This window comes from Streptomyces sp. NPDC031554, from assembly GCF_055580685.1.
This window is the reverse complement of the sequence record NZ_JBVIKX010000015.1, coordinates 76877-101889: the sequence shown is the minus strand read 5'-3', so window position 1 is coordinate 101889 and position 25013 is coordinate 76877. Positions and strand designations below refer to the sequence as shown.

Genomic DNA, 25013 nt, shown 5'->3' with positions numbered 1-25013 from the left:
GGTGACCGGTCCACCGGGCCCCGCGAGCGGACCGAGGCGCCCGCCTCAGTGCTCGCAGAGGGAGAATTCCCGCTCGTAGAGCTGCTCGTTGTGCTCGTCGACGAAGAACTTCCGCTCCTTCATGAGTTCCTCGCGGTAGGTCTTCGCCTGCTCGAGCGTCATGGTCGACGTGTCGGACCACGGCTGCTGCGGTGGCACGTCGGAGGTCGAGACGATCTCCGTCGACGGGTCGACCAGGAAGAAGGCCAGAATCTTGCGGTGCCCCGGCCGGGTGGGGTCCGCGAGGCGGAAGGAGCCGACCCGGTGCTGCAGGGTGTTCGGGAACGCCAGGCAGCGTCCCGCCGGGGTCGACGCCGTTCCCAGCGGCTGGTTCAGAGCGTCCGCGTCCTCCAGGCCGTACACCTCACGCAGGCCGTCGTCGTCGTTCTGTGCGTAGTCCGGGTCGTCGAGGGCGGCCCGGAAGCTCAGCGAGCTGTCGGTGATGTTCTCGCTGTCCCAGTAGTAGATGCCGGTCGAGACGATCCGCTCGTTCAACATCCCCTCGACGTGCCAGGAACCGCCACGGTACTCGGGCTTTTCCGGGGTGAGACGAATGGTGGCGAGCTTGACGACGACCTGGAGGCGGCGGCCGCGCAGGTCGACCCGGGCGGATGCGTCGGGCACCTCGGGCGGGGTGAAGGACGGGGCGTCCGGGACGATCGGCCGACGGTTCTCGTACCAGGCCTCGTAGGCCTGTTCCCATGCGTCACGGGCTTCGCGGTACGCGTCGTCGTCGGCGTGGTCGGACCTGTCGGGGTACTCCGGCTCCGAGTCGTACCACCCGTAGGGATCGGCCTCGATCCGCGGAGGCCGTGGATGACGGAGATCGGTGAGCACGTTCTCCAGCAGCGGGCGCATACGCGCGAACAGGTCGGGCAGGACGGAGGCCAGTTCGCGGTGCTTCTCGGGGTGGACGTTGTTGACGTACGAGCGGAAGGCGACACCACCGTCGTCACTCACGTCCACGTCCGTGGGCAGCCACTGGAACCTCTCCGAGAACTCGTACGCCGAGTACCGGTCCGTCGGGTTCCGCCAGGCCCGTTCGGGTGCGCCGCTCACCTCTCGCACCAGGCAGAACATCGAGGGGTGAACCAGATCCAGCACCTGGCCGTCGGATCCGGGATGCCAGTCCTGTTCCGCTTCGGGGACCTGCTCCAGGACCTGGACCGCGTCGCGCAGCCGCGCACGGAGCGTGTCGTCGACCAGCGCGTCCGACTGCCACACCCCGTCGACGGCCGACACCTCGACGCCGGTCCGTTCGTCGCGCAGCGCGGCGTAGTGCGCGAGCTCGGCGAGAACGTAGCGGACCTGCGCCTCGGTGAGGCCCTGGGCGACTGCCTCCTGCGTCCACCGGCCGACGACGACGGCGTCGTTCATCTTCTCGAACCACCCCGACTTGGCCCGGATGCGGGAGCTGAACTCCATCATCTGTAGCTCCCGCAGCGTTCGGGGTGTCGCGAACGCCGTGGAGCGCGAGGCGTGGAAGGGCAGCGGAAAAGCAGACAGGCCGGACAATGCTCCAGTCCTCCAAGTCGGTGTGCGGTGGGCCGGAACGATACTTCAGCGCACCGACACCCCGGCCGCGGCAGGCGCCGCCGCGCTCCGACGCCCAGGTCCGCTTCCGGTGCGCGGGTCGCGTCCGTGAGCGGGTGTCCGGTGACACAGGCCTGGACGGCCCGTTCGATCCCGGTTCCGGTGTCGTAGGCGGACGGCGAGGCTCGACCCGATCGCCCGCGCCGTGGGACGGCAGGTGCGGTCGCCGTCCACGCACCGGACGTCCCGACGGGCTTTCACGACGGCTGTGTTGCGGGCGCGTGTCAGGATCCGCTTCCCTGCCCGCCGTGCTGGTGCTCCAACGCCGGCGTGTGCTTCTCTGACCTCATGACCGTGCTCGTGACCCGCCGCCACGTCGCCTACGTGCGTGTCACCACCACGGGCTGTACCTCTCGGGGCTGACACCTCACCCGGGCCTTCGCCCCGCCCTTCCCCCGCACCGCACCGACCGCTGCCCTCGTCCGGCGCGGCGCCCGGTCCCGCGGCCCTTCCCCGCACCGTCGGCGCACCACGGCGCGCTGCCGCGATGCGTGCCCGCGTCACGTACTCGACCCTCCGCACAAGGGAGCAGCACCATGAGCCAGCCGATCGACTCCGTCACCGCCGGTCACACACCGGACGAGGAGTCCACCGGGCCCGACACCTCGGCCTGGTCCTTCGAGACCAAGCAGATCCACGCGGGTGCCGCCCCGGATCCGGTGACCGGCGCCCGGGCGACGCCGATCTACCAGACGTCGTCGTTCGTGTTCCGGGACACGCGGCACGCCGCCGACCTGTTCTCGCTCACCGAGCCGGGCAACATCTACACCCGTATCCACAACCCCACCCAGGACGTCCTCGAACAGCGCGTCGCCGCGCTGGAAGGCGGCGTCGCGGCGGTGGCCCTGGCGTCCGGGCAAGCCGCACAGACCCTGGCGATCCTCACGCTGGCCGGCTCCGGTGACCACATCGTCTCCAGCGCTTCCCTGTACGGGGGCACCTACAACCTGTTCCGCCACACGCTGCCCAGGTTCGGCATCGAGGTGTCCTTCGTCGACGACCCGGACGACGTGGAGGCCTGGCGAGCGGCGATCCGGCCCGGCACCAAGGCACTGTTCGCCGAGACGCTGGGCAACCCGCGCGGCAACGTCCTCGACGTCCGGGCCGTGGCGGACGTCGCGCACGAAGCAGGCGTCCCGCTGATCGTGGACAACACCGTGCCCACGCCGTACCTGCTGCGGCCCATCGAGCACGGCGCCGACGTCGTCGTCCACTCGGCGACCAAGTTCCTCGGCGGGCACGGAACCACCATCGGGGGCGTCGTCGTCGACGGCGGAACCTTCGACTTCGGCGCCCACACCGAACGCTTCCCCGACTTCACCGAGCCCGACCCCAGCTACCACGGCCTGCGGTACTGGCCCGCGTTGGGACCCGGTGCCTTCGCCGTCAAGCTCCGGGTCCAGTTGCTGCGCGACCTCGGCCCCGCCGTCTCCCCGCACTCCGCGTTCCTGCTGCTCCAGGGCGTGGAGACGCTCAGCCTGCGCATCGAGCGACACTCGGCGAACGCCCAGGCCCTGGCGGAATGGCTGGAGCAGCGCGACGAGGTCGCCGCCGTCCACTACCCGGGGCTGCCGTCCAACCGCTGGTACGAAGCCGGTCAGCGCTACCTGCCGCGCGGCGGGGGCGCCGTTCTGGCCTTCGAACTGCGCGACGGGGTCGAGGCCGGGAAGCGATTCGTCGATGCCGTCGAGCTGTTCAGCCACCTCGCGAACATCGGTGACGTCCGCAGCCTCATCATCCATCCGGCGTCCACCACCCACAGTCAGCTGGACGAACGGCAGTTGGAGGCCACCGGCGCCTCGCCCGGCCTGGTGCGGCTCTCGGTGGGCATCGAGAACCTCGCCGATCTGAAGGCCGACCTGGAGGCCGGGTTCCGGGCGGCGAAGGGCGCGTCCTGAACACCGTGCTGACGCCCCCGCAGCTCCCCCTCCCGCCGGTCTCCGGGGCCTGGCGCGAGGGGGACCCGCCCGGGCGTCGTCAGTGGTACGAGCGTGGGACGCCGCTCGTCCTGGAGGCCGGCGGTCGACTGCCGACGCTCCGGCTGGCCTTCGAGACCTGGGGCCGGCTCGCACCGGACCGCTCCAACGCCGTACTGGTACTGCACGCCCTCACCGGTGACAGCCATGTGAGCGGACCCGCCGGACCCGGACATCCGACTCCGGGATGGTGGGACGGGCTCGTCGGACCCGGACGGGCGCTCGACACGGACCGCTGGTTCGTCGTCGCCCCCAATGTCCTCGGCGGATGCCAGGGCAGCACGGGGCCGGCCTCGCTCCGCCCCGACGGACGGCACTGGGGAGGCGACTTCCCGTTCCTGACACCGTGTGACCAGGTCGCCGCCGAGGCCGGCCTGGCGGACACACTGGGCGTCGACCGCTGGGCCCTGGTGGTGGGCGGCTCCATGGGCGGCATGCGGGCGCTGGAATGGGCCGTGGCGTGTCCCGCGCGGGTGGACGCGCTGCTGCTGCTCGCCACGACGGCCGCCGCGAGCGCCGAGCAGATCGCGTGGACCGACATCCAGCTGCACGCCGTCCGCTCCGATCCTCACTGGCGCGGAGGCCATTACCACACCACGACGCGGGGGCCGCACGCAGGACTCGGCCTCGCCCGACGACTCGCCCACGTCACCTACCGCAGCGAACCGGAACTCCAGGCCCGCTTCGGCCGCTCCGCCCAGGCCGGGGAGGACCCGTGGTCGGGCGGGCGGTATCAGGTCGGGTCCTACCTCGATCATCACGCCGCCAAGCTGATACGCCGCTTCGACGCGGGCAGCTACGTCGCGTTGTGCGAGGCGATGAACAGCCACGACGTCGGCCGTGGCCGCGGGGGCGTGCGAGCCGCACTGGGCCGGGTGACCGCCAGGACCCTGGTGGCCGGGGTCGATTCCGACCGGCTCTACCCCCTCTCGCAGCAGGCGGAGTTGGCGGCGGGCATCGGTACGGCCGACGGCCTCCGGGTCATCGCGTCCCCCTACGGTCACGACGGCTTCCTCATCGAGGTGGAACAGGTCGCCGCGCTCGTGGACGAGCTCCTGCCCTGAGCCGGCCGACTCGCCGACCCACCGGGTCGCCAGGGGGGCCGGCGCCCGTCGGCCCCCCTGGCGACCCGGCCAGGATCGGTGTCCCGGTGCGTCCTCCCGGTGCGCCCTTCCCGCGTGGTGGAGAGGCGGTGCATGAACTGTTCCGGCGCTTCGGCGGCAGGACCCGTACGCGTCCACCGGCAGCACACGGTGTTCCGACGGCCCGGAGCCGGCGAGGCCGGTCCCCCGGAAGGGCGAAACCGACTGCCGAGCCTGTGCCGGTCGCCGTCACCGTCACCGTCGCCGTCGCCGTGGATCGGCTGCCGGCCGTGTGAGCCGGTGAGCCCCGTCCCGGCCGCGCGGGCGTGGCCTGCTTGACCGGCCGGGACGCCGCCTGCAGAGTCGGGGTGCGGTCCCACAGCCCCACCCCGTTCCCCTGCCGACCGCTTCCTCGTCGACGGGTGACGGACAGCCACGAGATCCAGGAGCAACTGATCCGATGGTCCTCGACCTGGCGCTGATCGGTATGGCCATCACCCTGGGGCCCCTGCACAACAGCGCCTTCATCCTGCTGCTCTCCTCGCGGCGCGGCGTTCGACAGGGTCTGGCGTTCCTGCTGTCGTGGCTGGCCGACCTGGTGGCGGTGATCGCCTGCGTGCTGCTGCTGACCGGCGGTCACCCCCCGGCCCGGCACAGTGCGCCCTCGACTGCCGCGATCGCCGCGAAACTCGCCATCGGACTGGCGCTGGTGCTGTACGGCGCGTACCGGTACCGTCGGCCGCCCCGTCCGCACGGCCCGCCACGCTGGGCCGCACGGATCGACAACGCCTCCCCGGCCACGGCAGCCGGTCTGGCGTGGCTGCTGCAGCCCTGGGCGCTGGTCGGCGCCGGCGCCGCGACCGCCCTCGACGCGAACCTCTCCGCCCTCGCCGACTGGCTGGCACTGACCGGCTACTGCCTGCTGGCCACACTCAGCCTCCTCCTCATGGAGATGTACGCGGTCCGGGCGCCCGCGATCGCGAACGCCCGCTTGAACGCTCTGCGGAGCCGGCTGGAAGAGCACCAGGAACAGCTGGTGGTCACGCTCTCCTTGCTGATCGGCGTGCTGCTGACGGCACGGAGCGTCTACGAGCTGGTCACCTGACGCAGGCATCGTCGGCTTCGTCCCCTGTGTCCCGGCCCGGTACGTCGCCTCGACGCACCGACCTGTGATCGACCGGACAGGTCCCGGGCGGTTCGGTCCCCGGATCCCACCGGGCGACGAGCGTCCCGCCCGGGCCCATAGGACAGTAAGAACCATGAACCGTCACCGACGCTCGCCCCGACGGGCTCCGTGGATCGCGGGTGGTGCCGTCCTGCTCGTCCTCGGCGGTGTCGGCGTATGGGCCCTGGTGGGGCAGCACGGCGACACGTCCCGTCCGGAGCCTTCTTCCTCGGCCGACCTGTCCCTGCCGACGCTGAACCCCCTGCCGACCTGGAGGCCCAAGCCGGAGACGCCGGGCACGCCACCGCCGACGGCGTCGGAGCCACGCTCGACCGGGTCGACGCCCGCAGGGTCGCGCTCGCCCGTACCGACAGGAGCGGGCTCACGCTCGCCCGTACCGACGGGAGCCGGATCGCACTTGCCCGTACCGACAGGAGCAGGCTCACGCTCGCCCGTACCGACAGGAGCGGGCTCACACTTGCCCGTACCGACAGGAGCGGGATCACGCTCGCCCGTACCGACAGGAGCGGACCGTACCCGTACGGCCAGACCGCCCGCCGAGCGGTCGACACCGGTGGACGGAACCGGGCAGCGGCAGCCGTCCGCACACCGGCCGGCGTCCCCGCGGACGACGGCGAGAACGACGACGAAAGCAACGGCGAGAACGACGGCGACGGCTGAGGCGTCTGCCGGTCGGACGCGGAAAGCGACCCCGACGCACACCCGGCCCGCGGCACCCGAACCCTCGGCCCGGCCGCCGCGAACCACGACGACACCGGCACCGGTACGGCCGGCGAGGCCGGCGACACCCTCACCGTCTCCCTCCGCCACCCCTCCCCCGCCCGAGCCGGCGGCACAGACGCCGACGCCGACGCCGACGCACGGCGGCGTCGAGGCGGCGACGACCACGTGGTACACGTCTCCGACAGCGGTGGCCGCCGCCCGGCGGATGGCCGTGGCGGGGGTGGTCGGTGACCCGGCGTGCTCGATGGCGGCCGTGGGGCGGCCGGACCCGGGCCTGGTTCCGCGAGGCGGCCGTATCGGCATCGGCCACCACGGCCACTACTGGTGCCTGATCTGGTAGGAAGAGGCCGGCCCCGGACGCCGGTCCCGTTCCAGGCGGCCGGGCAGTCGGGCGGCCGGGCGCCGCCGGAAAGTCGTGTCAGAGCCGAGGCCCCGCTCCTGGGGCAGGTACTCCCACCGGGTGATCGGGGCGCCGAGCATGCCGGGGGCCATCGCGCCCATCACTCGGGCCTCTGATCCAGAACGCCCGATGTGACCTGAGCTATACGCTTTGAAGCTTTTTGCGCGTAACCTGGCCGACTGCTTTCGCCCACATGCCGCGACATCAGGTGTACGTGCCATCGATCTTTCAGGAAACCTATGCGTCCCCGATTCCCCTCCGTCCGTCGTACTGCCTCCCTCCCGCCCGTCGCCCTGGCGGGCGGTGCGCTGGCCGTCGGCATGGGTGGCCTGTATCTGGCCGCGCTGCTGCTCACCGGCGGTGAGATCGAAGCGGGTACGACGGTGCGCGGCGTGGACATCGGGGGCCTGACCCACGAGGAAGCCGCCCGAAAGCTGGAGCGGCACCTGGTGGCGGACGGCCCCCGGAAGCTGGCCGTGCGGGTCGGTGACCGCAGTGCTGTGGTCGATCCGCGGCAGGCGGGGCTCACCTTCGACATCCGGGAGACCCTCGACCGGGCGGCGTCCACCGGCACCGGTCCGGTCAGCGTGATCGGCGGTCTGTTCCGCTCGGGCGGTGACCTGGAGCCGGTGGTGCGGACGGACGGGAACAAGGCCCGTGCCGCCGTCGGGAAACTGGCGGGGAATCTCGACGAGAAGGTCCGCGACGGCTCCGTCTCCTTCGCCGAAGGCCGTGTCGAGCAGATCGCCCCGCGCACCGGGTACGCGCTGGACGTGGACGCCGCGGTCGGCGCTCTGCGGACTTCCTTCCTGAACGGCGCGGCCGACTCGGTCACGGTGCTGCCCGTACGCGAGACCCGGCCGAGCGTCACGGCGGAAGAAGTGCGACGGGCGGTGCGCGAGTTCGCGCAGCCCGCGATGTCGGCACCGGTCACGCTCACCGCGGGCGGCAAGCGGTTCACGATCACCCCGGCCGTGCTGGGCGAGCACCTGACGATGCGGCCGGACGACGCCGGCAGGCTCACCCCCGAGCTCGACGGCAAGGGCCTGCGCGCCGCCCCCGCGGTGGCCGGCGCCCTGAACGACCTCCCCAGGACACCCCGGAACGCCCGGCTGGGGCTCGACGGCGACAAGGCCGTGGTCACCGCCGACGCCGCACCGGCCGTGGAGGTCACCGACAAGGCCCTGAGCAAGGCCGTCCTGCCCCTGCTCACCGAGTCGGGCGCCGCCCGCAGCGGCAAGGTGACCACACGGCAGATCCAGCCGGAGGTCACCCGTGCGAACGCGGCACGCCTGGGACTGACCGAGAAGATGTCCTCCTTCACCGTCGACTTCGAACCGGCCCCCTACCGCACGACGAACATCGGCCGGGCCGTGGAACTCATCAACGGTTCCGTCGTCATGCCGGACGAGACCTGGAGCTTCAACCGGACCGTCGGCGAGCGCACCGAGGCGAACGGCTTCGTCGAGGGCATCATGATCTTCGGCGACCGGTACACCAAGGCGCCCGGCGGCGGTGTCTCCGCGGTGGCCACGACCGTCTTCAACGCGATGTTCTTCGCCGGCGTCAAGCCCGTCGAGCACGGCGCCCACTCCTTCTACATCGAGCGCTATCCCGAAGGCCGCGAGGCGACGGTCGCCTGGGGCAGCCTCGATCTGAGGTTCACCAACGACTCCGGCAAGGCCGTCTACATCCAGGCCGAGGCCACCGACACCTCGGTGACCATCACCTTCCTCGGCACGAAGAAGTACGACGAGATCACGTCCGTCAAGGGGCCGCGCACCGACGTGCGGCAGCCGGCGGAGAAGGTGAGCACCGCTGAGAAGTGCGTGCCGCAGACCCCGCTCGAGGGTTTCGACGTCACCGTGGAGCGGGTCTTCAAGAACGACGGCCGGGAAGTCAAGCGGGAGCCGTTCCCCACGCGCTATGCCCCGCGTGACGAGATCACCTGCGAGTAAGGACCGGGCAGGCGTCAGCCCGGAGCGGGCAGCCGGACTCCCGGCATTCCCCTCCGACGTGACCGAAGGGCACAGCAGCCGCCATCAGGACGCTCGAGCGGCAGATGTCCGCGGGGAGAGCGCTCACGGCCGGTGGTGACACCCCGTCGGCGGCGCCGAGGACGAGCGCCGACGGGGCCGGCGGCCGCACTCCGGGACCGGTGGGGAACAGCCGTGCGACCATCACGAGGACGGCCGCACGGCGTCGCCGGCGGGGCGGACGCGGACGCGGTCGCGGTCGCGGTCGCGGTCTACTGATGCGCCTCGCGATGACCGAGTTGTCGGGGAACGCGGAGCTCAGAGCCGCGTTCCACCTGAGGGTGAGAGTCCACGAGGTGGCCGTGGCGTCGACCGCCGGCGTGGCGTGGGACGGCGCCGGAGTGCCCGCGGGGCGTCGCCGGCCGTCGAGGGTGAGGCCGCCGTCGGAGGACGTGCTCTCCCAGATGTGACCATCGGTCCCGGCACAGGCGATCAGCACACGCTGCCGACTGGCGTACCCGTCCGCGCTGAATCCAGCCGACCCCGGTCGGCCTCGTAGGTGAACTTCGCGCCGCCCCGCCCCCGGACGACGACGGGGTGTCCTCCCCTCGAGCGGATCGGCGGGCCTCTTCGACCATGGCCGACACCTCCACCGGCCGGTGGGCAGGCCCGGACCGGACGGGCTGACACGGGCCGGACGGGGCATCCGCAACTGCACCAGGAACAGCCCACCCACCGGGAGCCACCCGTGACCCGACACCTCGTCACCGCCCGCACCTGTCGCGCCCTCGCGCTCACCGAACTGGCCGCCGCGGCCTGGCTCCTCGTCCACCACGAGTGGCTGCTCGGCGTCCTCGTCGCGTGGGCCGCGCCCAGCCTGCTCGCCGCCGACGCCGTATGCCGGTGCGCACACCGCCGCGCCCGGGCCGAGGCGCGGCGCGCGGCACGGCTGGAGGCCGGCGAGCAGGTCCGGCCGCTCGCGCCGTGCTGCCCGTTCTGGAAGCACTCCGACGGCCAGGTCCACGGGCCGGGCTGCACCCGCCCGCCCCTGCCCCGCCGCGACACCTACCGCCTCGACGACGCCGACCGGGACGCGTTCGACGAGATCGTCCGCCACTACAACGACCGGAGCGCGGCATGACCGGCCCGTCGTCCGCTCCGGGTCGAAGGTGTGGTGGCGGCCTGGTCGTCGCGGTACCCGACGTCGGTGACGGGGCCGATGGCGGCCGCGGACGAGAAGCAACCGGACAAGACCGCCGCCCGCTACGACCGTGCGGACCTGCTCCGCGTCGATGAGCTCGACCGCGGGAGCCCGACCGCCGCGGCGCCGAGCTCCTCTTCCGGTTGCCGACCGGGCGCGAGGAGAGGAATGGCATCGCCATCGCATCCGACGAGCCCTCCGGTGAAGCGCGCACGTCGCGGCGGACCCGCGCGTGGTGTCGCCGGAACCTCACGGGTTCGCGGTGGAGGGGGGAGGAGGCGACGTCTCCCTCGGAAACAGTTCGGCGCGGATCCCGGCGGCGTCCCGGCTCGCGACGAGCGTCGCGCCGTTGCGGCGCAAGGCACCGAGTGCCGCCGTGTTGTGGGCCTCGGTGTCCGCGACCACGGCCCGTGCACCGGCTCCGGCCGCTTCGTCGAGGAGGATGCGGACCGTGGCGGTGCCGATTCCGCGTCCGCGGTGTGAACGGCCGAGCCACATGCCGGTTTCGAGGACGTCGTGGCCGGCGCGGAGAGCCAGACGGGCCGACCCCACGACCTTCCCGTCGTGGGTGATCGCGAACGTGGACTCGCGGAGCGGGCCGGCGAGTCCGGGGCGTCGGGCCCGGTGCCAGTTCCGGAAGGCGTCCCGTCGTTCCGCCGTCCATCCGGGTGGACCGGTCACGGGAGGCATGACCTCTTCGGGCACCGCGTCCTCGACGGCCACCGCGAGGAGTTCTTCGAGGCTTTCCTCGTCCAGCTGCCGCACTTCCACCCGACCGACCACGCCGGTTCCCTTCCGCCGAGTGCTGGACACCGTTCGTCGATCCTCACGTTCCGTGCGGTGGTGCGCCAGCGGTTTTCGACGGCGGGTCCGGCAGCCGTCCGGGATCGACGCGGGCGTGGACGGGGGGACGCGCGAGGAGCGCCGGGGTCGGTCCCCTCCCCCCTGCCCGGTCAGTGGCGCGGCAGGACGGCGGCCTCGTGACCGTGTTCGCGTCCGCGGGCGCGGGCGCGGGCGACCGGATCAGGCGTGTCCGGGCGGTGCGCAATCCCGGGAAGCTCCGTCCCCGGCGGATGGCCCGAGGAGCGGTCCGGGGCACCGCGGCGACGGGTCCACGGCCGGTGCCGGCCCTCCACCCGCCCGCACCGGCCCACCCGACGCGCACCGACCCGCACCGATCCGCGCCGGGACCGTGTCCCGGACGCTTCCTAGTCGCGGGGCGGGCGGGTGGCGGTGTCGAGGTAGAAGGCGTCGATGCTCTGGACGGCCTGCTCGAACTGTTCCAGGTTGACCGGCTTGGTCACGTACGCGTTCGCGTGGCTGGTGTACGCGCCGGTGACGTCCTCGGGGGCGGCGGACGTGGTGAGGACGACGACGGGGATGGTCTGCAGGTCCTCGTCGGTCTTGAGGATCCGCAGGAGTTCGCGTCCGTTCATCCGGGGCATGTTCAGGTCCAGGACGATCAGGTCGGGGCGGGGGTTGCCGGGGGTGCGCAGGTGCTCGAGCGCGGCGACCCCGTCGGTGACCTGGACGAGGTTGCGGGCTCCGCGCTCGGAGAGAGCTTCCTCGATGAGGAGGGCATCGGCCATGTCGTCCTCGACGAGGAGGACGTCGAAGGGCCGTGCGGGGGTGGACATCATCGGGTGCTCCATGGGTGCTTCGTCGGAGTGGTGGAAGAGTCCGGGCCAGCGGCGCCGGGCGCCCTGCCGGGTCATGCCGCAGGCGGCACCGAGTTGGGGGTATCCGGCACCCGCGCGGGCGGCGGAGACGGCCGCGCTCCGCTGGAGGCGTTCGGCGGCCCGCTGGAGCTGGTCCAGCATGTACAGCAGGGTCAGCGCCTGCGCCGGGCCGTCCGCCGGCACGGGTGGGGCCTCTTGCAGGAGTTGGAGAGTGAGGTGCCTGGCGAGCCGGCCGACCGCCGCGTCCGCGACGGCCGCCGTTTCCTCGGGAGTGGTCCGCGGACTGAAGTTCTTGCCAGGCACATGCAGCACCTTAGGCTCCGATCAGCCACCTCGACAACAATCGTTGTCACGATGCATCTAAAGTGGCGGCTGCCCCCGCATGGTGCAGGCGGCATCACATCAAAGGGGTCACGGCATGAGCGGGAACGCGAGACCGCGTGCGCGAAGGTTCTCCACCTGGACGACGCGGCGGTGGCTGCGTGTCGGGGTGGCGGTCTCGCTGACGGTCCTCGCGCTCCTCGGGACGGCGGGCGCGGCGGTGCTGGCGCGGACGGAATCCATCAGCGAGGACCTCGTGGAGGTGAGGTCCCCCGCCCTGAGCACGTCGTTCCGGCTGGAATCGGCGCTGCTGAACCAGGAGACCGGCATTCGCGGGTACGGCGCCACGGGCACCCCGGAGTTCCTCGTCCCCTACCGGCAGGGTCTCAGCGACCAGGCGGCCCACACCGCACGCCTGACGGAGCTGCTGCACGACGACGCGGCCGACCTGAAGGACCTGAGGGCCGTGCGGGACGCCGCGGAGGCCTGGCAGGCGAGGATCGCCCGTCCGATCGCCGCCGCGCCCAGCGGGACGCCCTCACCACTGGCCACCGAACGCGCCGCGGAGGGCAAGAAGGCGTTCGACGCGCTGCGTTCCGCCCTGAGTGATCAGCAGGAGCGGCTGCGGACGGAGCGGGCGCACGCGGCGGAGGACCTCTCGTCCACGATGACGCTGCGGAACTGGGTGTTCAGCGCGATCGCGGTCGTCATCCTCGCTCTGACGATCCTGATCTTCGAGGGACTCCGCCGCGGCATCACCGCCCCTCTGGCCCAACTGGGGGCGGACGCCCGCATCATCGCCGGCGGTGTCTTCGACCACCCCATCACCCCTGCCGGGCCGGCGGACCTGCGACAACTCAGCGGCGAGATCGACTTCATGCGCCGCCGTCTGGTGCGCGAGCTGGCGTTCACCGAGGAGGCCCGTCTGCGCCTCGACGCGCAGACCGCCGACCTGCAACGCTCGAACGCCGAACTGGAACAGTTCGCGTACGTGGCCTCCCACGACCTCCAGGAGCCGCTGCGCAAGGTCTCCAGCTTCACCCAGCTCCTCCAGCGCCGCTACGGCGGCCGGCTCGACGACCGGGCCGACCAGTACATCGACTACGCGGTCGACGGCGCGAACCGCATGCAGACCCTGATCAACGACCTGCTCGACTTCTCCCGTGTCGGCCGCGTCCACCACGAGCTGCGGAGCGTCGACCTCGACTCCGTGCTGGAGCAGACCCTGTCCACCCTCAGCGTGAGCATCGAGGAGACGGGCGCCTCGATCACGCACGATCCGCTGCCGTCCCTGATCGCCGACCGCACCCAGATGGGCATGCTCTGGCAGAACCTGATCGGCAACGCCGTCAAGTTCCACCGCCCCGACCGGACACCCGAGATCCACGTCTCCGCCGTGCGGGAAGACTCACTGTGGCGGTTCTCGGTCACGGACAACGGCATCGGCATCGACCCCGAGTACGCCGAGAAGGTGTTCGTGATCTTCCAGCGGCTCCACACCAGGGAGGCCTACAACGGCAGCGGTATCGGCCTGGCGATGTGCAAGAAGATCGTCGAGTTCCACGGCGGCACCATCCACGTCGACCCCGAACACCGCGACGGGGCCCGCATCACGTTCACCCTGGCCACCGAACCGCCCGAGACCGCGGCCGCGGTCCCCCTGCCGGAAGCGACCCGCGCCGACGCGGAGCCGGCGCGATGACCGCGCCCGCGACGCACGCCCCCGGCGGCCCCTCGCCGGAGCCGGTGTACCGCATCCTCCTCATCGAGGACGACCAGGCGGACGCCCTGCTCGTGGAGGAGCTCCTGTACGACACGGGGTTGCGATTCGACCTGACCACGAGAGCGACCCTGGCCCAGGCCCGCACCGAACTCGCCGCCTCCGCGATCGACTGCATCCTGCTCGACCTCCACCTGCCCGACGTGTCGGGCACCAAGGCCATCGCCGCCGTCCGCGAACTCGCCCCCCACACCGCCGTGATCGTCCTCACCGGTCTGTCCGAGACCCAGGCGGGAGCCGAGGCGATGGCCGCCGGCGCCCAGGACTACCTGGTCAAGGGCAAGGTGGAGGCGGACCTGCTGCACCGCACCGTCCGCTACGCCGTCTACCGCAGCCAGACCGAACGCAGCGCCGCCGACGCCCAGAAGGCCCGTCTGCGCGCCGAGGAGAACGCCCGCCTGGAACGGGGCCTGCTGCCCCAGCCCCTCCTCTCCACCTCCACGGTCACGGTGACGACCCGATACCTGCCCAGTGCCGAGAGGGCCCTGCTCGGAGGGGACTTCCTCGACGTCGTCGAGGACGACGACGGCCTTCTGCACGCCGTGGTCGGCGACGTCAGCGGGCACGGTCCGGACGCCGCCGCGCTCGGTGTCTGCCTCCGCATCGCCTGGCGCTCCCTCGTCCTGGGCGGGCACCACGGCCAGGGTCTCCTGCACCTCATGGAACGCCTCCTGATCGCCGAGCGCGGCCCGCAGCCCCTGTTCGCCACCTGCACCCTCCTCACCCTCGACCGGAGCGCCGCCACCGCCACCCTGTACCTGGCCGGTCACCACGAGCCCCTCCTCACCACCGCCGAAGGCACCCGGGAACTGGCCGCCGCCCACGGAATGGCCCTGGGCATAGCCCCCCGGCTCGGAACCTGGCCGGCCACGACGGTCCCGCTGCCCGCCGCCGGAGCCCTGACCCTCTACACCGACGGTCTCACCGAGGGACACGACGGCCCGCGCGCCGAACGGCTCGGTGTCGAAGGGCTCCTCGCTCTGATCCGGGATCTGCCGGCGGCGGACCCCGCGGCCCATGTCGACCGTCTCATCGAGGAGACCCAGAGGCGGAACGCGGGACGTCACACCGACGACCTCGCCGTACTCCGCCTCGACTGGGACCACCGGTAGACGGTGGGCGCCTCTCGGGTGGGGGGATCCCTCCTCGGGCCGTCCGGCGAAGAATTCGGCGGTCGCCTCCACCGACCTGGCATGATCGGCGGAAGTCGGTGTCGAAGCGGGGGCTGGAGCGGTCGATGGATGTGAACGGGTCGGAGCACGCCGCGCGCGTGTCCGCTCACGCGGCCGTGGGGGCACGGCTGTCCCTGTTCAGCGACCGTCGGCTCCAGGACGCGGTGTCCGCCGCGCCAAGTCTCGGCTCCGGCATCGGGGGCAGGTCGGCGTGGATGGAGGTCGACGGGACACGCGTCTTCGTCAAGCGGGTCCCGCTGACCGACGTGGAGTTGCGGCCGGAGCACGTGCGGTCGACCGCGAACGTGTTCGGGCTTCCCCTCTTCTACCAGTACGGGGTGGGGTCGGCTGGGTTCGGTGCCTGGCGCGAGCTGGCCGCGCACCTCATGACGACGGGCTGGGTGCTGGAGAACGAGTACGCGGGTTTCCCCCTGCTGTACCACTGGCGGGTGATGCCCGACAGTCCCCCCGCCGGCTTCGTCGACGGGCTCGGCGGCATCGAGGGGGCCGTGGCGCACTGGGAGGGCTCCTCGGCCGTGCGCCGTCGGCTGGAGGCCGTCGGGAGGTCCTCCTTCAGCCTGGTGCTCTTCCTGGAGCACCTGCCGCAGACGCTCGCCGAGTGGCTCGGCGGCATACGCGAAGCGGCCTCCCCGGAGCCGGGGAGCGGGTCGCCCTACCAGTGGGTCGAGAACGCGCTGCTGCGGGGGACGGAGTTCATGAGCGCGCGTGGACTGGTCCACTTCGACGCGCACTTCGCCAATCTGCTCACCGACGGCCGGCGGGTGTACTTCGCGGACTTCGGGCTCGCGTCGAGCCGCGATTTCGCGCTCTCGGCGAAGGAGCGCGATTTCCTCGCCGATCACCTGGTGTACGACCGCTCCTACGCGCCGGCCCACCTGCTTCGCCACCACCTGCCGGACGCCGTGCGTGGTGGGGTCGAGCACGGGGCCTTCCTGCGCGCGTGGGCCGACGGCCACCGGTCCCCGGACGTCCCGGCCGACATCGGCGCGATCCTCGACCGGCACGCTCCGCATGCCATCGTCCTGGACGACTTCCACCATCGGCTGCTCACCCGGAGCAAGCGCACCCCCTTCCCCGCGGCCGAGGTCGGGCGGGCCCTGGCCGGCACCTCGTGGTCAGGGGGGTGAGGGTCGGTCGCTCCGCTCCGGTCGGCGCCGTCGGGCGCGTGCCGCGGTGCGCCGGCGGCACGACGCCGGGCGGCTCCGGGCGCGCACGGCGGCCTCCGGCCGAATGACGGGGACGGTCCCGGGCGCCGAGCAGTGTGTCCGTCCCCTCGGGAACGAATCGGGCGAGGGCCCCGGTCCTCCCTGGCCAGGGTGTCGGGGTGCGGCTGCCCGGGACGACGGGACGGTGCCTCCGGCGGTGCTCAGCGCGTCACGGGAGCGGACGGTGCCGGGCTCGGCCCGTCCTGCGGGGCGAGGCGGACGACCGTGATGTCGAGCTGGCCGAAGTCGTCCTCCCAGCCCGCGACCGGTTCGAAGCCGTGCTCCTCCGGGCCGGCCGCCGCGACCGGGGCCTGGAGGGGCATCAGGCCCGCCCCGCCGTCGGTGCAGAAGAAACCGAGGTGGGTGCGGAGACCGGGATGGGTGATCGTGGCGAGCCGCTCCTCCCACTCCTCCTCGGGCTCCGCGGTGAAGGGGACCAGCTGCTCGGGGGTGCGGCCGGTGGCGAGGGCGCTCCGCAGGGCGTCGAAGAGGGTGCCGTCGGAGACCAGGCAGGCCAGGTGGACGGACCAGGTGCCGTCGAACCCGGGATCGGTGAGGTCGATGCCGTACCGCGTCAGCAGCGGTGCGAGGTCGGCGCCCCGGACCGGGCCGCGCGCGAAGCGCACGGCGTCGAGGGCTGCGGCGAACTCCGCCCCGAGAGGTGCGGACGGCCCTTGCGGGACCGGGAACTCGAAGAGGGAACGGCTCGCGTCGAAGACGGGGATGTGGTCGGCCTCGTCGAACAGGGAGCAGTCCCAGACGACCGGTTCGGCGCCGGTGAGGGCCGCCGGACGCACCCAGGCCGGGTCCCTGTGGAATCCGGTCTCGTACAGCAGGTTCCCGCCGACGCGGGCCGCGTAGACCGCGTCGGGGTCGTACTCCCCCAGGGGACGGCCGAGCAGCACGGCGAAACCGTCGGCGAGGTGCCGGTCCCAGTCGGCTTCGGAGGGTGCGGAAAGGCCGTCGGGGACGGTGGGTTCAGGTGCCATGGCGGCACCGTACGCCGCCGCACCGACGACCGGCGCCCGGGGTGACGGTGCGCGGGGCGACGGTGCGCGGGGGGCGGCGACGGACCGCCCGGTGGCGCCGGCGGGCCGGCACCGCGCTCCGGACACCGGCACGGCCGGCCCTCCCCCGCGACCGCGCCGGCGGTCCGGCAGGCCGGCGGTGACCGGGCCGGGGAGGGCGGGGGCGGTGGGCGACGGCGTCGTCGTCGTTCGCCCCATGACCCCCATGACGCCCCGTGGCCTCGGCCCCGGCTCGGCGCGCGGGGCACCGCTCAGGGGGCGCGTGTCCTACGGCCAGCTCAGGACGAGGTTGCCGCGGACATCGCCGTCCAGCAGCCGCTTGAACGCCGCTCGGGCGTCCTGGGGCGGCAGCACGTCGTCCAGGAGGGGCCGGATCCCCGTGGTGCGCATCAGCGCCAGCATCCGCGCGTACTCGTCCCGCGTGCCGCTGAACGACCCGACGATGTTGATCTGGTGGAAGTAGACCCGGTGCAGCCGGGCCGGCGAGACGTCACCGGAGGTGGCGCCGGCGACGACGACCGTGCCGCCGGGGCGCACGCTGTGCAGGGAGTGCGTCCACGTCGCCCGGCCGACGCTGTCGATGACGGCGTCCACCTGTTCGGGCAGTGGCGCCTTGGGCTCGAACACCCGGTGGGCGCCCAGTCGCACGGCCAGCTCCCGCTTGTCGGCGGTACGGCTGGTGCAGTACACCCGGAGTCCGCCGGCCGCCCCCAGCGCGATCAGCGCGGTGGAGAGCCCGCCCGCGGCGCCCTGCACGAGCACCGAATCGCCGGGCTGCAGCCTGGCCTTGGTGAACAGCATGCGGTACGCCGGCAGCCAGGTGCAGATCAGGCAGGCCGCCTCCTCCCAGGTCAGCTGGTCGGGGACCGGCAGCAGGCTGGCCGCGGGCGCGGCGATGTACTCGGCCAGTGTGCCGGGCCGGGCGCCGGCGAGTTGAGCGGCCGGCAGGACCAGGGTCTCGTCGGCGGTGCCCGGCGGGGACTCCAGGACGGGATAGAGCGTCACGCGCCGGCCGTCGGGGGTCTCCCCCGCCGCCTCGCAGCCCAGGATCCGCGGGTACTTGTCGTGGTTCAGGCCGACGCCCCTCAGGGTCCACAGATCCTTGTGGTTGAGGGAGACGGACCTGATCCGCACGCGCAGCCAGCCCGCGGGCACCTCGGGGTCGGGGCGCTCTCCGACGACCAGGGCGGACAGCGGGTCCTCGGCGTCGGGACGCGCCGCGTAGACCGCCTTCACCTTCCCGCCCTCCCGCCCCGGCGCGTGCCCCGCGGGCGGGGACCCCCGGCTCGAAGGGGTGGTGGAACGTCGTGCCGCCGCATGGCAACTCCTCGTCGTACGGGGGGCGGATGTCGCGCGCTGCCGGGCGGCAGCGTCACGCTCGGGACCGTCAGCGGAACGCCTGAACGCCGGTGACCGCCCGGCCGATGCTGAGGGTGTGGACCTCCTCGGTCCCCTCGACGGTGAGCACGGCCTCCAGGTTGGACATGTGCCGCATCACCGGGTAGTCGAGGGTGATGCCGTTGGCGCCGAGGATGCCGCGGGCCGTGCGGGCGACCTCGGTCGCGGCGCGCACGTTGGCGAGCTTGCCGAGGCCGAGCTGCGTGGGCAGCAGCCGGCCGGTCTCCTTCAGCCGGGCCAGCCGCAGCGCGGTCATCCCGGCGTGCGTGAGGTGCACCACCATGTCCGCGAGCTTGCGCTGGGAGAGCTGGAAGGAGGCGAGCGGGCGGCCGAACTGCTCACGACGGGCGGCGTAGTCGAGTGCTTCGGCGTAGCAGGTGCGAGCGGCGCCGACCACACCCCAGACGATGCCGAAACGGGCCTCGTTCAGGCACGAGAACGCCGTCTTCAGACCGCGGGCCCCGGGAAGGGCGGCCGAGGCGGGCACCCGCACCTCGTCCAGGGTCAGCCCGGCGGTGTTCGAGGCGCGCAGGGCGAGCTTGCGGGTGATCTCCTCGGCGGCGAACCCCGGCGTGTCGGTGGGCACGAGGAAGGCGCGCACCTCGTCCTCCGCGTGCGCCCAGATCACGGCGACGTCCGCGAGGGCGCCGTTGTTGATCCACGCCTTGGTGCCGTTGAGCACCCAGTCGTCGCCGTCGCGACGGGCGTACGTGCGCATCGACCCCGGGTCGGAGCCCGACTCGGGTTCGGTCAGGCCGAAGCAGCCGAGCACCTCGCCCGCGGCCATGCGGGGCAGCCATTCCTGCCGCTGTTCCTCACTGCCCCAGCGGTGGACGGCACACATCGCGAGGCAGCCCTGCACGGACACGAAACTGCGCAGTCCGGAGTCCACCGCCTCCAGCTCGCGGCAGGCGAGGCCGTAGGCGGTGGCCGATAGGCCGGCGCAGCCGTAGCCGTCCAGCTGCATCCCGAGCAGTCCGAGCCCGCCGAGTTCCTTGGCGATCGAGCGGGGCAGCTCCGCGCGTTCGTACCAGTCGGCGACGTGCGGCAGCAGCTCGGCCGTCGCGTAGGCGCGCACGGTGTCGCGCACGTCCCGCTCGGCGGCGTCCAGTTCGTCGTCCAGGGCCAGGAAGTCATGGGGGTCGGGTGCGCCCGCCGACCCGGGTGTCCTCACCGACCCGGAATGCTTGACGTTTTCGGGGAGAGTCATGCTTTCACGCCCTTTTCGGTCCGTCGGCTGTCAGGTCCGGGTGCCGCCGTGTTCCCGGTGGTTCCTTCGCGTCTCCGGCCCGGGAGCGGGTCCCGCCCCGGGCCGGGGTCCCGCTCAGAGCGGGATGTTCCCGTGTCTGCGCGGCGGCCCTTCCACGCGTTTGGTCGCGAGCAGCCGCAGCGCCCACCTGATCTGTGCGCGGGTGTGCGACGGCTGGATGACCGCGTCGACGTAACCGCGGTCGGCCGCTGCGTAGGGCGTGGCCTGGTCCTCGTACTCCTGGACCAACTGGGCCCGCCGTTCGGCCAGTTCATCGCCCTCGAGCGTCGCCAGCTCCTTGCGGTAGAGGATTCCGACGGCTCCCGCCGCGCCGGTCACGGCGATCTGCGCGGTCGGCCAGGACAGGTTGACGTCGGCGCCGAGGTGCTTGGACCCCATGGCTCCGTAGGCACCGCCGTACGCCTTGCGGGTGATCACCGTGATCTTGGGGACGACCGCCTCCGCGTACGCGTAGATCAGCTTGGCGCCCCGCCGGATGATCCCGTCCCACTCCTGGTCGACGCCGGGCAGGAAGCCCGGTACGTCCACGAACGTCAGGACGGGCACGTTGAACGCGTCGCAGGTGCGCACGAACCGCGCCGCCTTCTCCGAGGCGTCGATGTCCAGGCAACCCGCCACCCGCACGGGCTGGTTGGCGACGATCCCGACGCTGCGTCCGTCCACCCGGCCGAAGCCGACGACGATGTTGGGCGCGAACAGCTTCTGCACCTCGAGGAATTCGCCGTCGTCGAGCACCCGGGTGATGACCTCGTACATGTCGTAGGCCTGGTGGGAGGAGTCCGGGACGATCGTGTCGAGTTCGAGGTCGGTGGCGGTGAGCCCGTCGGCGTCCGGGTCCGCCGGCTGCGGCGGGGGGAAGGCCGGCGGCACGGAGAGGTTGTTGCTCGGCAGGTAGCCGAGCAGGTCCTTGACGTAGGACAGCGCGTCGTCCTCGTCGGAGGCCAGGTAGTGCGCCACCCCCGACCGGGCGTTGTGCGGGCGGCCGCCCCCGAGGGTCTCGAAGTCGACCTCCTCGCCGGTGACGGTCCTGATGACCTCGGGCCCGGTGATGAACATGTGGCTGGTCCGGTCGACCATGACGGTGAAGTCGGTGAGCGCCGGCGAGTACACCGCGCCCCCGGCGCACGCGCCCATGATCAGCGAGATCTGCGGGACGACGCCGGAGCAGCGCACGTTGTGGTAGAAGATCTCGCCGTAGCGGCCGAGCGTGCCGACGTCCTCCTGGATGCGCGCGCCTCCGCCGTCGTTGATGCCCACCAGCGGGCAGCCGACCTTGGCCGCCAGCTGCATCAGCTTGATGATCTTGTCGCCGTGCACCTCGCCGAGTGTTCCGCCGAACACGGTGGCGTCCTGGCTGTAGACGGCCACCGGACGTCCGTCGATCGTGCCGGTGCCGGTGACGACGCCGTCCCCCATGGCGTGGTTCTCCCGGGTGCCGGGGGCCGGCGAGTGCCGGGCCAGCGCGTCGAGTTCGACGAAGGAGCCGGGGTCGAGCAGGGCGTCGATGCGCTCGCGGGCCGTTCCGCGCCCCTTCGCCCGCTGGCGTTCCAGCGCGGCGGCGCTGCCGGGGTGCAGCGCGGCGTCGGTGCGCTGCCGGAGGTCGGCCAGCTTGCCCGCCGTCGTCCGCGGGCCGGCGGTGTCGGGGGCGGCGGCCGCGGAGACTTCCGCGGGCCCGGTGACCGTACTCATGATCGCCCGGCCGCCCGCCGCCGTGCGGCCCTCATGGCCCTCGTCCCGCCGTCGGCGCCGACTTCCCTGGTCATGAATTCCATCGACCTCTCCTGCTAGGCTGCGTGAGCCGTCCGCTGATCAACGTAAGTTGATATCCCCTCACGCCACATCCCCCGGTCTGACGGCACGGGACGCATCCGTGGCCGGCGGGCCGGGCCGGCCGGCCGGTTTCTTCCTCGAAGGGCTTCGATGTCGATCACTCCCGCCGATGAGGTGCTGTCACGCACGGTGACCACCCTGCGAGGCGCTGGATGCGTGTTCGCCGAGGAGGAGGCGCGACTGCTCCTCGAGGCCGCCGCGACACCCGCCGAGCTGGACGTGCTGGTGCACCGCCGTGTCGTCGGCGAACCGCTCGAAGTCATCCTCGGCTGGGCCGAGTTCTGCGGTCTGCGGGTCCGGGTGGACGCCGGTGTGTTCGTCCCGCGTCAGCGCACCCGGTTCCTGGTCGACCTCGCGGCGGAACTGGCCCGGCCGGGCGCGGTCGTCGTCGATCTGTGCTGCGGGACCGGAGCGATCGGCGCCGCCGTCGCCGCGCGGGTCCCCGGGGTCGACCTCTCGTGCGCCGACGTCGACCCGCAGGCGGTCCGCTGCGCCCGGCTGAACGTCGGTCCCGACGCCCATGTGTACGAGGGCGACCTCTACGGCGCGTTGCCCGACTCGCTGCACGGCCGCGTGGACGTCCTGGTCGTCAACGCGCCGTACGTGCCGACGGACGAGATCGCGATGATGCCGCCCGAGGCGCGCGACCACGAACCGAAGCACGCGCTCGACGGCGGCTTCGACGGGGTCGAGGTGCACCGGCGGGTCGCCGCCGGCGCGTCGGCGTGGCTGGTGCCGGGCGGCAGCCTGTTGATCGAGACCAGTGAGGAGCAGGCACCGCTCACCGCGCGGGCGATGGCCGACCACGGCCTCGTCCCGCGCGTGTCGACGAGCGACGAGATGTACTGCACGGTCGTCGTCGGGACCCGTCCGGGCGATTAGGGCCCGTCCCGCGGGGCCTCACCCGGCCGGCCGCCGGCCGCTCCCCCTGTCGGACCCCGGCCGTTCACCCGGCCGGGACCGGCACCCGGTCGGTGAACTCCCGCAGGGTCGCCCGGACATGGTCGTGGACCGCGTCCATCTGCTCCTCCGTGAAGCACTCGGTGCTGTAGGGCATCTCGATGCGGAAGCGGTCGCGGACCGTCGTCAGCGAGGCGAGCACCGGGCCGTGCCGCAGGAACGACGGCGCCTTGCTGGACACCGCGAACCCCCGCATGTCGACGATCTCCCGTCCGGGCGGGGACGCCGGGAGGGTGACGCGCCCGATGTTGGTCATCACCATGCTCGCCGCGAGCAGGTGCGGGGTGGCCAGCAGCCGGTCCAGCGACCGCAGTTCCAGGGCCGGGTCGCCGCGGTCGACCGCGGCGCCCAGGCCCGCGCCGAGCCGACGGCCGAGCGCGACGAGGTCGGCCCCGGCCGGCACGTCGACCAGATCCTGGTACCACGAGGCCGCGGGGACCATCACCTCGCGGCTCAGCGGGGGTTCCACCCGGTCGCGCAGGTCGACCGTGGAGACGCAGGCCAGCCGGTGGTCGGCGTACTCCGCGGGCAGGCCGGACCGTACGGCCGCCAGAACCGCCGCGCCGACCAGCCCGTGCACCGAGACCTCGGCGTTCCTGGCGAACGTCAGCAGCGCCGACGTCTCCGAGGAGGTCAGCCGGAGCCGGCGCGACTGGGTCCGGCCCGGCTTCGGCGCCCCTTCGCCGGCGCCGGCCGCGAGATGGGGAAGGGCCGCCACGGGGGCGCCCTCGGCCCGGTCGAGCCGCGCCCGGACGTAAGCGGCCACGTCGGCCTCGGTGACGGGTGCCAGCCGGTCGTCGATCGCCGCCGGCCAGTCCTCCCGGACGGGCCGGACGGCGGAATGCGTGCCGGCCTCGACCTCGGCGTAGTACCGCCACAGCCGGAAGCACAGGGCGGTCGCGCTGCGGCCGTCGCAGACCACGTGGTCGACCCCGAGGAGCAGCGTGTTCTCGTGCTCCCCGGTCAGCAGGACCAGGCGGACCAGCGGGCCGCCCAGCGGCAGCGGTGTGTTCCACTCCTGGACCAGCACGTCCGGGCCGTCGGGACGCACGACCGGGACCGGCAGTTCGTCGGGCTTCAGCGGGCTGAGGAAAGCGCCCTCGGTGTCCTGTTCGAGCCGGCTGCGCAGCGAGGGGTGGTCGGCGAGCACCGCGGCGAACGCCGTGGCGAGCGCGTCGGGGTCGACGTGGCCGCGCACCGTGAACATGCGTACGGCCTGCGTTCTCATCTCCCCGGCGTAGAGGCTCTCCGAGCGGGACAGTGTGCGACGCATGTCCATCCTGTTCTGTCGGTGGTGACGGGACGAGCGGGGGGACGGGGTGCCGTGTCTCAGTCGAGCGTGCCGGCGAGGATCGCGTCCCGGACCGCGCGCAGTTCCCCGTCGTCGGTGAGGGTGCGGGACTTCTCGATGCCGGCCCGCACGGTCAGGAGGCGCCGGCCCTTGAGCACCACCTGTCCGTCGGCGACGGCCCGGCTGTGAAGCTGGGGCGCGCTCTCCCCGGTCACCGCGGCCAGCTTCACGTTCGCCAGGTCCTGGAAGGCGTACCACTCGGCCGGATCACGGACCTTCGGGGTGAAGCGGAAGACCACGCTCCAGCGTCCGAGCCTCGGTCTGCGCTGCAGGAGCACGCCGTCGCCGTCCTCGACGAGGCGGTACCGGCAGCCGTACTGCGTCTGCTCCCGCCCGTCGGTGGCACCGTCCAGACGCAGCGGTGCGAGGAACGAGGGGCCGGCGTATCCCACGTCGACGAGCCAGCGCACGCCGTCGACGCGGGCCACCATCAGCATGTGCTCGACCTCGGCGCCGTACTCGGCCCGCCCCTCGGCCGTGGTGCCGGCGATCAGGTCGACGTCGTAGCCGAGGTCGCGCAGCAGGCGCAGGAACAGCCGGGTCATCTGGACGCAGCCGCCGCCGTGGCCCGCCGCGACGACGGCGTCGAAGGTGGCGTCCTGGTCGAAGTCGACCAGGTCGACCACCTCGCCGCTCGCGGTCGGCACGGCCAGGGAGCCGGTGCTGCTGAAGGGCACGGTCTCCATGTGCCGTTTGTGGAGCCGGACGAGGGTGGCCAGGTCGGGCGCGGGACGCCCGGCCCGCTCGGTGTCGTGGCCCAGCCGTCGCAGGTAGATGTCGGGGTCGAACACGGTCACTGCCTCTCTGCTCCAGGACGTCGCG

The 25013-nt window shown here is 72.6% G+C and carries 19 protein-coding genes and 1 pseudogene; 11 read left to right on the top strand and 9 right to left on the bottom strand.

Annotated elements, in window-relative coordinates:
* Positions 1-45: 45 nt before the first annotated feature.
* Entirely contained in the window at positions 46-1554 is a 1509-nt protein-coding gene (locus ACZ5FU_RS30700; RefSeq protein ID WP_468834990.1) for a DUF4246 domain-containing protein, read from the bottom strand.
* A gap of 614 nt (positions 1555-2168) precedes the next feature.
* Between ACZ5FU_RS30700 and ACZ5FU_RS30695 the strand changes: the two genes are divergently transcribed.
* The 7 genes and pseudogenes from ACZ5FU_RS30695 to ACZ5FU_RS30665 form a co-directional block, all read left to right on the top strand.
* Entirely contained in the window at positions 2169-3530 is a 1362-nt protein-coding gene (locus tag ACZ5FU_RS30695; protein ID WP_451781111.1) for a bifunctional o-acetylhomoserine/o-acetylserine sulfhydrylase, read from the top strand.
* Between the two features lie 5 nt (positions 3531-3535).
* Positions 3536-4672, top strand: coding sequence for a homoserine O-acetyltransferase MetX (gene metX / locus ACZ5FU_RS30690; protein WP_451525872.1), 1137 nt, complete (start codon positions 3536-3538; stop codon positions 4670-4672).
* A 478-nt stretch (positions 4673-5150) separates the two neighbouring features.
* A complete protein-coding gene (locus ACZ5FU_RS30685; protein ID WP_451525871.1) occupies positions 5151-5795 on the top strand; it encodes a GAP family protein in 645 nt (214 codons plus the stop codon).
* Positions 5796-6032: 237 nt separating this feature from the next.
* Complete coding sequence (locus ACZ5FU_RS30680; protein ID WP_469047486.1) at positions 6033-6536, top strand: hypothetical protein; 504 nt, start codon at positions 6033-6035, stop codon at positions 6534-6536.
* Positions 6537-7238: 702 nt separating this feature from the next.
* Positions 7239-8957 (top strand): VanW family protein, encoded by a 1719-nt coding sequence (locus tag ACZ5FU_RS30675; RefSeq protein WP_451525868.1) that lies wholly within the window; start codon positions 7239-7241, stop codon positions 8955-8957.
* Positions 8958-9723: 766 nt separating this feature from the next.
* Complete coding sequence (locus ACZ5FU_RS30670; RefSeq protein ID WP_469047484.1) at positions 9724-10116, top strand: hypothetical protein; 393 nt, start codon at positions 9724-9726, stop codon at positions 10114-10116.
* An 81-nt stretch (positions 10117-10197) separates the two neighbouring features.
* Positions 10198-10379, top strand: a pseudogene (locus ACZ5FU_RS30665) (IS21-like element helper ATPase IstB); the annotation flags it as partial.
* 46 nt (positions 10380-10425) lie between these two features.
* Here ACZ5FU_RS30665 and ACZ5FU_RS30660 read toward each other — a convergent pair.
* Both ACZ5FU_RS30660 and ACZ5FU_RS30655 read right to left on the bottom strand, forming a co-directional pair.
* Positions 10426-10959 (bottom strand): GNAT family N-acetyltransferase, encoded by a 534-nt coding sequence (locus tag ACZ5FU_RS30660; RefSeq protein ID WP_469047483.1) that lies wholly within the window; start codon positions 10957-10959, stop codon positions 10426-10428.
* Between the two features lie 425 nt (positions 10960-11384).
* Positions 11385-12158: a response regulator gene (locus ACZ5FU_RS30655; protein WP_451525865.1), complete on the bottom strand. Its 774-nt coding sequence runs from the start codon at positions 12156-12158 to the stop codon at positions 11385-11387.
* 115 nt (positions 12159-12273) lie between these two features.
* On the opposite strand from ACZ5FU_RS30655, the gene ACZ5FU_RS30650 reads away from it, so the two are divergent.
* The 3 genes from ACZ5FU_RS30650 (at position 12274) to ACZ5FU_RS30640 (ending at position 16276) form a co-directional block, all read left to right on the top strand.
* Complete coding sequence (locus ACZ5FU_RS30650) at positions 12274-13878, top strand: sensor histidine kinase (protein ID WP_451525864.1); 1605 nt, start codon at positions 12274-12276, stop codon at positions 13876-13878.
* Complete coding sequence (locus ACZ5FU_RS30645) at positions 13875-15068, top strand: PP2C family protein-serine/threonine phosphatase (RefSeq protein WP_451525863.1); 1194 nt, start codon at positions 13875-13877, stop codon at positions 15066-15068. Before ACZ5FU_RS30650 ends, ACZ5FU_RS30645 begins: the two co-directional genes overlap by 4 nt.
* Positions 15069-15193: 125 nt before the next feature.
* Positions 15194-16276 (top strand): protein kinase family protein, encoded by a 1083-nt coding sequence (locus ACZ5FU_RS30640; RefSeq protein WP_451525862.1) that lies wholly within the window; start codon positions 15194-15196, stop codon positions 16274-16276.
* A gap of 239 nt (positions 16277-16515) precedes the next feature.
* Here ACZ5FU_RS30640 and ACZ5FU_RS30635 read toward each other — a convergent pair whose 3' ends face one another.
* From ACZ5FU_RS30635 to ACZ5FU_RS30620, 4 genes are all read right to left on the bottom strand, one after another.
* A complete protein-coding gene (locus tag ACZ5FU_RS30635; protein ID WP_451525861.1) occupies positions 16516-17343 on the bottom strand; it encodes a hypothetical protein in 828 nt (275 codons plus the stop codon).
* Between the two features lie 306 nt (positions 17344-17649).
* Positions 17650-18618: a zinc-binding dehydrogenase gene (locus ACZ5FU_RS30630; RefSeq protein ID WP_451779214.1), complete on the bottom strand. Its 969-nt coding sequence runs from the start codon at positions 18616-18618 to the stop codon at positions 17650-17652.
* A gap of 151 nt (positions 18619-18769) precedes the next feature.
* Complete coding sequence (locus tag ACZ5FU_RS30625) at positions 18770-19990, bottom strand: acyl-CoA dehydrogenase family protein (RefSeq protein ID WP_451525859.1); 1221 nt, start codon at positions 19988-19990, stop codon at positions 18770-18772.
* Positions 19991-20104: 114 nt separating this feature from the next.
* Positions 20105-21739, bottom strand: coding sequence for an acyl-CoA carboxylase subunit beta (locus ACZ5FU_RS30620; RefSeq protein ID WP_451525858.1), 1635 nt, complete (start codon positions 21737-21739; stop codon positions 20105-20107).
* Positions 21740-21970: 231 nt separating this feature from the next.
* On the opposite strand from ACZ5FU_RS30620, the gene ACZ5FU_RS30615 reads away from it, so the two are divergent.
* The gene (locus tag ACZ5FU_RS30615; RefSeq protein ID WP_451525857.1) at positions 21971-22762 is read left to right on the top strand and encodes a putative protein N(5)-glutamine methyltransferase; all 792 of its coding nucleotides are present in this window, start codon (positions 21971-21973) and stop codon (positions 22760-22762) included.
* A 64-nt stretch (positions 22763-22826) separates the two neighbouring features.
* Here ACZ5FU_RS30615 and ACZ5FU_RS30610 read toward each other — a convergent pair whose 3' ends face one another.
* Together ACZ5FU_RS30610 and ACZ5FU_RS30605 are read right to left on the bottom strand one after the other, a co-directional pair.
* Entirely contained in the window at positions 22827-24113 is a 1287-nt protein-coding gene (locus ACZ5FU_RS30610; protein ID WP_451525856.1) for a phthiocerol/phthiodiolone dimycocerosyl transferase family protein, read from the bottom strand.
* Positions 24114-24169: 56 nt separating this feature from the next.
* On the bottom strand, positions 24170-24988 hold the full coding sequence (locus ACZ5FU_RS30605; RefSeq protein ID WP_451779224.1) for an arylamine N-acetyltransferase family protein: 819 nt from the start codon (positions 24986-24988) through the stop codon (positions 24170-24172).
* Positions 24989-25013 lie beyond the last annotated feature (25 nt).